This is a genomic window from Synechococcus sp. R8-2 (assembly GCF_047461715.1).
GTDB lineage: Bacteria > Cyanobacteriota > Cyanobacteriia > Thermostichales > Thermostichaceae > Thermostichus.
The window spans coordinates 1-8,062 of record NZ_JANSHQ010000404.1 but is presented as its reverse complement, the minus strand read 5'-3'; the positions used below and the strand labels follow the sequence as shown (position 1 = coordinate 8,062).

Below are 8,062 nucleotides of genomic sequence, written 5' to 3'. Positions count from 1 at the left end.
CCGACAAAACCGGCACCCTCACCGAGAACAAGATGGTGGTTACCGACATCCTCACGCCGGAGCGCCACTACCAGGTCAGCGGCAGCGGCTACATCCCCAAGGGATCCTTCTACTGCCGCGGCCAGCCCATTGATCCCGGGAGCGCCCCGGATCTGCAGGCCATCTTGCGGGCCGTGGTGTTCTGCAACGATGCCCTGTTGCAGGCCAGTCTCCAACCTGTTGCCGGGCGTAACCCTCGGTCTGCAGTTTCTTCCCCCCCTTCAACGCCCACCTGGTCCATCCTGGGGGATCCCACCGAGGCCGCCCTGCTGGTGGCAGCCGCCAAGGCCAACCTCCACAAAGGCTCTTTACAGGAGCGCTACCCACGGGTGCAGGAGCTCCCCTTCAGCTCAGAACGCAAGCGCATGAGCGTGGTGATCCAGGAAAACGGCGGCTATTGCGTCTACATCAAGGGATCCCCAGAGCTGGTGCTAGAGCGGTGTGATCGTATCCAGAAAGGGGGAACTTGGCAGGAACTGTCGGAAACAGATCGCCAAGCCATCCTCGGCACCAATAACCGCCTGGCCGCCCAAGGTATCCGGGTTCTGGGGGTAGCCACCCAGAGGCTAGAGCGGATCCCGGACAACGGGGAAGAGGTGGAGCACAACCTGGTTTGGCTGGGCTTGGTGGGGATGCACGATGCTCCGCGACCAGAGGCGCGAGAGGCCGTGGCCCGCTGCCGAGAAGCCGGGATCCGCACGTTGATGATTACCGGCGACCACCAACTGACAGCTGTTGCCATTGCCCGCCAGCTGGGCATTCTCGAGTCGGAGGATCAGGCGATTGACGGGCGTACCCTCTCCCGCTTGAGTTTCGAGGAGCTGCTGCAAACGGTACAAACCGTCAGGGTCTATGCCCGCGTCGCCCCCGAACACAAGCTGCGCATTGTCCAGGCCTTGCAAAAGCAAAACGAGTTCGTGGCCATGACCGGGGATGGGGTCAACGACGCCCCTGCCCTGCGCCAAGCGGATATTGGCATCGCCATGGGCATCACGGGCACCGATGTGAGCAAAGAGGCCAGCGATATGGTGCTGCTGGACGACAACTTCGCCACCATCGTGGCAGCCATTGAAGAAGGGCGAGTGGTCTACAGCAACATCCGCCGCTTTGTGAAGTACATTTTGGGCAGCAACATCGGTGAGGTGCTGACAGTGGCTGCTGCCCCCATCCTGGGCTTGGGGGATGTGCCGCTGACACCCCTACAGATCTTGTGGATGAACTTGGTGACCGATGGCCTGCCCGCTCTGGCCTTGGCTTTGGAACCGGCGGAGCCAGGGGTGATGCAGCGCCCCCCCTTCAACCCCAAAGAGAGCATCTTCGCCCAGGGGCTGGGAGCCTACATGGTGCGCATCGGCGTGGTTTTTGCCATCTCCACAATCCTCATGATGGCCATTGTGGAAGCCTACATCCCCCACTGGCGCACAATGGTCTTCACCACCCTGTGTATCGCCCAGATGGGCCATGCGCTGGCCGTGCGCTCCAACGAGAAGCTCACCATCGAGACCAACCCTTTTTCCAACCCCTACCTGCTGGGCGCGGTCCTGACCACTCTGCTCTTGCAATTGGCTCTGCTCTATGTGCCTTTCTTGCGCAGCTTCTTTGGCACAGAGGAGCTAACCCGCACTGAACTTTTGATCTGCTTGGGCTTTAGCACCGTGGTTATGGTTTGGGTGGAGCTGGAAAAACTCTACTGCCGCTGGCGCAAGGGATCCCGCTGAATCTTCACAATTATTTTTCACAATAAAGCATCTTCACAATAAAGAGTCTCTCTCCCTACTGCACCCAGAAACAAAGCTTTGAGCCAAGACTCATTTCCCCAAAAAGCCACTCTTGAGGAATCCTGCCCATTGCATAGAGGCCATTTCCGCAAGTTAGCTGAGCTTCCCCTTTTGACCTCCAAGATAAGCTGGAAAGACTTGCTGGGATACTGTGGAAAGGGGGCAGGAATCTCTGGGTTCTATGCACAGAGAGCTATGGGCGGTAGGGAAAACGGTGGGCCTGGTGGATCCCTCTGGCCTTGCCTTTTGGCTGCTGGGATCCCTCTTCTTGGCTCTCCTGCTGCTTGGCGTCAGCCTGGGGGAAAGTCAGCCGCTTTCTGTCTTCAGAGGGATCCTGGGATCCCTTTCTCGAAGATTTCCCTTCCAACCTCCTAGAGGCACCCCCAGCCCAGAGGCTCGTTTTCGGGCAGCCTTGGAAGCCAGCTTGGATGCCATTTATCTGTTGGAGGCGGTGCGGGATCCCGTTACCCGCGAGATCCGCGACTTTGTCTTTGTGGATGTCAACGCCAAGGGGGAAGAGCTCATTTCCCTCCAGCGCCGGCAGATCATCGGCCAGCGGCTGTGCGAGCTGCTGCCCATCAACCGCTGGGGGGGCTTTTTTGAGAAATACAAGCGAGTGGTGGAAACCGGCATTCCTCTGGAAGAGGAGTTCCCCATTTCGGGGCAGCCGGGCTTGAAGGCCAGTTGGATCCATCACCAAGTGGTGCCGGTGGGCGATGGGATCCTCATCACCAGCCGCGACATCAGCGAGCGGGTCAAGATGGAGCGGGCTCTACAGGAAAGCGAGTCTCGCTACCGCGCCCTCTACGAGGCCATTCCCGACTTGATTTTTGAGCTCAGCGCCGAGGGAGTCATTCTTCATTGCAAGCCTTCCCCTTACGTTCCCACCCGACATCCGCCTGAGTTTTACGTGGGTTGCCGCGCCCAAGACGTGTTTACTGGCTCGCTGAAAGAGCAGTATCCATCTCTGGCGGAGGGGGCCTTGGTCAGCCAGACGCCGCAGTACCTAGAGTACGAAGTTGAGATTGAGCCGGGGATCCGCTGCTATCGGAGAGCCTGCGTTGTCGCTCACGGGAGAGACAAAGTTTACATCCTGGTGCGAGATATCACCGAGCGGAAACAGGCGGAGTTGGCCCTTAGAGAAATGGAAGCCACCCAGCGGGCCATTCTCCAAGCCATCCCCGACCTCATCCTTCGCCTGAATAGCCAGGGCATCTGCCTGAGTTTTATTTCCGGCGGCGATATCCATCTCTACACTCCAGCCGAGCAGCACTTGGGCCGATCCCCCCGGGAAATTCTGCCGCTGGAGCTGGCAGAGCAGCGGCTTTTCTATGTTCAGCAAGCTCTGGCCACCCAAACCCAACAGCGCTACGAGTACAGCATTGAAGTTCAAGGGGAGGTACGCTACGAAGAGGCCCGCATTGTCCCTCTCAACAGCCAGGAAGTCCTGGTGATCGTGCGGGATATTACAGAAGCCAAGCAGGCGGAGCTGGCCTTGAAAGCCGCTGAACAGCTGCAGCGAGCCATTCTAGAAGCCATTCCCGACTTGATCTTTCGCCTTGATAGCCAGGGCATTTGCTTGAGCTTTATCTCGGGGGGCGAGGTTCTTCTCTATGGCTCGCCGGACACCTACGTGGGCCGATCCCTGCAGGAGCTTTTGCCACCGGAATTGGCCGAGCGGCGGCTTTTCTTTGTTCAGCAGGCTATAGCTACCCAGACGCGGCAGCGCTACGACCAAAGCATCGAGATTGAAGGGGAGACCCGCCACGAAGAGGTGCGCATTGTGCCCCTCAACCCCCAAGAGGTGGTGGTGATCGTCCGCGATGTAACCGACAGGGTGCGATCCCAGCAGGCCGTCCAGGAAAGCGAGCAGAAGTTCCGGGCGCTGTTTGAGAATGCCGCTGTGGCCATCCTCATCCGTCATGCCGAGACCGGCGAGATCCTGGAGGCCAACTCCCAAGCCATTGCCGCCTACGGGTTTTTCAGCCTGGAGGAGCTGCGGGCCTTCGACGCTTGCGAGCAGTCTCCCTATCGCCAGGCTCTTCGGGGCGGGGAGTTCTCGCTGCAGTCCTACTTGGAGCAAGCCCGCCAGCAGGGATCCGCCCGCTTTGAGTGGCAATGGCAGCGGCAGGATGGCCGAGTTGTCTGGGAAGACGTGTTTGTGCAGCCCCTTGTCTTGCGCGGGATCCCGTGTTGGGTGTTTACCGCGGTGGACATCACTGCCCGCAAGTCGGCAGAAGCGGAGCTGGAGCAGTTTTTCTCGGTGGCTCTGGATTTGCTCTGCATTGCCGATGTCCAAGGGTACTTTCGCCGTCTCAACCGCGCCTGGGAGACCACCCTGGGCTATTCCCTGCAGGAGCTCCAGAGCCGACCCTTTTTGGAGTGGGTTCACCCGGACGACCTCCCCGCCACGCAGGCGGCCATGCAGCAGCTTGTCGAAGAGAAACGGCTGGATCACTTTGTCAACCGCTACCGCACCCAGGACGGCAGCTATCGTTTCATCGAGTGGCGAGCCTCTTTGGCCGGATCCCTGGTCTACGCCGCCGGGCGGGATATCACCCTAGCCAAGCTGGCAGAAGAGCAGATGAAAGCAGCTAAGGAAGCTGCCGAAGCCGCCAGCCGCGCCAAGAGCGAGTTCCTGGCCACCATCAGCCATGAGATCCGCACCCCCATCAACGCCATTTTGGGGATGACCAGTCTACTCCTGGACACCTCCTTGGATCCGCAGCAGCAGGATTGGGTACAGACCATCCGCTATGGAGGCGAGGTGCTGCTGAACCTAATCAACGACATCCTCGATTTCTCCAAGATCGAGTCCCAGAAGCTGGAACTGGAGGAAATACCCTTTTCCTTGCCGCAGTTGGTGGAAGAGCTGCTGGATCTGATGGCAGCCCAAGCCCAGAGCAAGGATCTGGAACTGGTGGCCTGGGTGGATCCCAACCTGCCGCCAACCTTGATAGGGGATCCCAACCGGCTGCGCCAAATCCTGGCCAATCTGCTCAGCAACGCCATCAAGTTCACCCCCCAGGGAGAGGTGGTGGTGACCGTCGAGGCCGGGGAGAGGGATCCCGAAAAGCAGTGGGTAAGCGTTCAGGTGCAAGATACCGGCATTGGCATTCCCCCCGAAAAATTGGATCGCCTCTTCAAGCCCTTCAGCCAGGTGGATAGCTCCATCAGCCGCCAGTTTGGGGGCACCGGCCTGGGCTTGGCCATCAGCCAGCGTCTCTGCCAGCTCATGGGGGGAGCAATCGGGGTGGAAAGTCAGCCAGGCCAGGGATCCACTTTTCGCTTTCGCATCCCCCTAAAGAGGCCAGACCAGGAGCTGTTGCCAACCGCCGCACCGGATCCGTGCTTGGCCGGCAAGCGGGTTTTGCTGGTGGAAGACAACGCCAGTCAACGGCAGTTGCTATCCCGACTGCTGAGCGCTTGGGGCATGGAGGTAACCTGTTGTGCCTTGGCGGCAGAAGCCCAGGCTGCAGTTAGAACTCGTCCTTTTGACCTGGCCCTTCTGGATGCCACCCTGCCAGACCGGGATGGCTTGACCCTGGCGGCTGACCTGCAGACAGCGCAACCCCGCCTGTTACCGCTAGTGCTGACGGGGCGCAACTTCATCTCCACAGCAGACCCTCTCCCCACTTTGGCCAAGCCGGTCAAAGCCTCCCAACTGCGGAAGCTGCTGCTGGGGCTTGTGGGAGAAAAAGCTCCTTCCTCCTTATCTTCCTCTCCCGCCGCTCCTCCCTCCATTTGGGACGCGACCCTGGCCAGCCGCTACCCGCTTCAGATCCTGGTGGCAGAGGATAACCCGGTTAACCAGAAGGTGATTCGCCTCATGCTGGAGCGATTGGGCTACCGGCCCGACATAGTCGGCAACGGTCTGGAAGCCGTCCAAGCTCTGCGCCTGCGACCCTACGATCTGGTGTTGATGGATATGCAAATGCCGGAGCTGGATGGTCTTGCGGCCACCCGTCGCATCCGCGCTGAACTGCCTCCTGAGCGCCAGCCTCGCATTGTTGTCCTCACGGCCAATGTGTTTTCGGAAGGCCGTGCTGCTGCCCAAGCTGCTGGGGTAGATGGCTACCTCACCAAACCCTTGGAGCCAGCCGCCCTAGTCCGGGTTCTTCAGGGATCCCCTCCCCTTCCCAAGCCGGCCAGCCAAGAAGAGGATCCGCCCCTCGACCCCGTTATCCTCGCCCAGATGCGGGCAGTCTTCAGCTCTCCAGAAGCCTGGCAGGAGATGATCCAAACCTACCGGCAGGACAGCGAAGCTCTATTGGGATCCCTGCGGCAGGCCCTAGAGCAGCGGGATCCCCAAGCCATTGCTCGGTTGGCCCACCGCCTCAAAGGCGGCAGCAGCACCCTGGGCGCCAAACGTCTGGCCGAGCTGTGTCAGCAGTTGGAAAAGCTGGCCCATGCCGAGCCAGCCAGTTCTGTAAAATGGGATACTATAGAGCAAGCCCTGCAGAAGCTGGAGGTGGCATATCGGCAAGTTATCCTCAGTCTCTGAGTGCAGAGCCTTTCTCCCTCTCCTCTCAATGCCTATGCTGAGGCCTAATCCCCACCCTCCGGCCAGCTCGCCGGCGGTTCCTGAGGCCCAGGCGGGATCCCCCTCTCCTGAAAAGAAGCCGTTGTTGTTGATCGCGGACGATGAGCCCAGCCAGCGACTCTTGGTTCGCTACGCCCTTGAGCGAGAAGGCTACCAAGTCCTGGAAGCCAGCAGCGGCGAAGTCTGTCTGCAGCTAGCCGCTCAACACCCAGTGGATATGGTCTTGCTGGATGCGGTCATGCCGGATGTGGATGGGTTTGAGTGCTGTCGCCGCCTCCATGCTCAAAACTCGGATCTGCCCATCCTCATCGTCACGGCGCTGGAAGATGAGTCCTGCGTGGATGAAGCCTTTGCTGCCGGGGCCAGCGATTACATTTCCAAACCCATTCGCTGGTCGGTTTTGAAGCGGCGCATCCGCCACCTGATCCAGGCCAGCCAAGCCCAACGCCACCTGCGGGAACTTAACCAAGCCCTAGAAGCCAAAGTGCAGGAACGTACCGCCCAGCTGGCCTGCCAGGTACAGGACTTGCAGCAGCTCAACCGCCTTAAGGATAGCTTTCTGGCCAGCGTTTCCCACGAGCTGCGCACCCCCCTCACCAAGATCAAGCTGGCCCTGGAGCTATTGGGCCGCTCCCCTCTAGACGAGAAGCAGCGCCAATACCACCGCATCGCTTTGGAAGAGTGTCAGGCTGAAATTGAGCTGATCAACAAGTTGCTGGATCTGCAGGGCCTGGAAGCCAAGGAGTTGGGCTCTGCGGCTGCCACCATCGATCTCCACAGCCTTTGCACAAGCCTGCTCGACGGGGTGCGAGAACGGGCTCAAGCCCGGCAACTGAAGCTGGAGATGGCAGAGCTGACCTCATTCCCGGCAGTGCTCTACAGCTACCCGCAGCGGCTAACCCTGATCCTGAAGGAACTGCTGGAAAATGCCTGCAAGTTTACCCAGCCGGGCGGAACCCTCCGCTTGGAGGTGCAAGCCTTTCCCGGTGGGGTTGAGTTAAGAGTCGGCAATACCGCCCAAATCGAGCCTGAACACCTGCCCCACCTTTTCGAACGCTTTTACCGTGTGCCTTCTGAGGATCCCTGGGCGCAGCCGGGCAGCGGCCTTGGACTGGCCTTGGTGAAGCAGTGGGTGGAGTATCTGCAGGGCCAAATCCGGGTCACCAGCCAGAAGGGATGGACTTGGTTTGTCCTTTGGCTGCCCAGCCTAGAGCCCTCCAACCGTTGACGCCCAAAGGCGGGTGGGAGGCAGCGATTGAGACTTTAGTGACCAACGACAGCAGCAGTCTCAGCAGTGGCAAAGGAGGTGCCACACCCACAGCTAGCTATTGCATTGGGGTTCCTGAAGCGGAAACCGCCCCCCAGCAGATCCTCGGAAAAATCGACGGTGGTGCCGCTGATCAAGGTCATGCTCAAGGGATCCACTGCCACCTGGATATCCCCAAAGTCGAAGGTATGATCGTCAGGGTTGGCCTGAGACTCGAAGTTCATCACATAAGAGAGGCCAGAGCAGCCGCTCGGCTTGACCCCCAGACGCAGGATGGGCTGGGATCCCTCTTTTTCGTACTTGCTGCGCAGGCGCTTCAACTCTTGGATGGCGCTATCGGTCAGGGTGATCATGACGAGAAGGCTCAAGGGTACGTTCTACTCCCCATCCTATCAAGGGTTTTTTCTCGGCCAGCGAGAGCATGACTCTAGTCAA

Annotated in this window: 4 protein-coding genes; 3 read left to right on the top strand and 1 reads right to left on the bottom strand. The window is 59.7% G+C overall.

What is annotated here, in order from left to right; translation table 11 throughout:
• From NW819_RS09885 to NW819_RS09875, 3 genes are all read left to right on the top strand, one after another.
• A partial coding sequence (locus NW819_RS09885; RefSeq protein ID WP_414413631.1) for a cation-translocating P-type ATPase occupies positions 1-1,757 on the top strand: 1,757 nt, incomplete at its 5' end.
• A 241-nt stretch (positions 1,758-1,998) separates the two neighbouring features.
• Positions 1,999-6,321, top strand: a complete 4,323-nt coding sequence (locus tag NW819_RS09880; RefSeq protein ID WP_414413630.1) for a PAS domain S-box protein — start codon at positions 1,999-2,001, stop codon at positions 6,319-6,321.
• Between the two features lie 34 nt (positions 6,322-6,355).
• Complete coding sequence (locus NW819_RS09875) at positions 6,356-7,588, top strand: response regulator (protein ID WP_414413629.1); 1,233 nt, start codon at positions 6,356-6,358, stop codon at positions 7,586-7,588.
• 35 nt (positions 7,589-7,623) lie between these two features.
• Here the strand turns inward: NW819_RS09875 and NW819_RS09870 are convergent, their stop codons facing one another.
• Complete coding sequence (locus tag NW819_RS09870) at positions 7,624-7,995, bottom strand: HesB/IscA family protein (protein WP_238376723.1); 372 nt, start codon at positions 7,993-7,995, stop codon at positions 7,624-7,626.
• Positions 7,996-8,062: the final 67 nt, after the last annotated feature.

What these genes read in the sequence shown, in the direction of transcription:
- NW819_RS09880 (WP_414413630.1), top strand. Translation starts at nt 1,999, where the DNA reads ATGCACAGAGAGCTATGGGCGGTAGGGAAAACGGTGGGCCTGGTGGAT.
- NW819_RS09875 (WP_414413629.1), top strand. Translation starts at nt 6,356, where the DNA reads ATGCTGAGGCCTAATCCCCACCCTCCGGCCAGCTCGCCGGCGGTTCCT.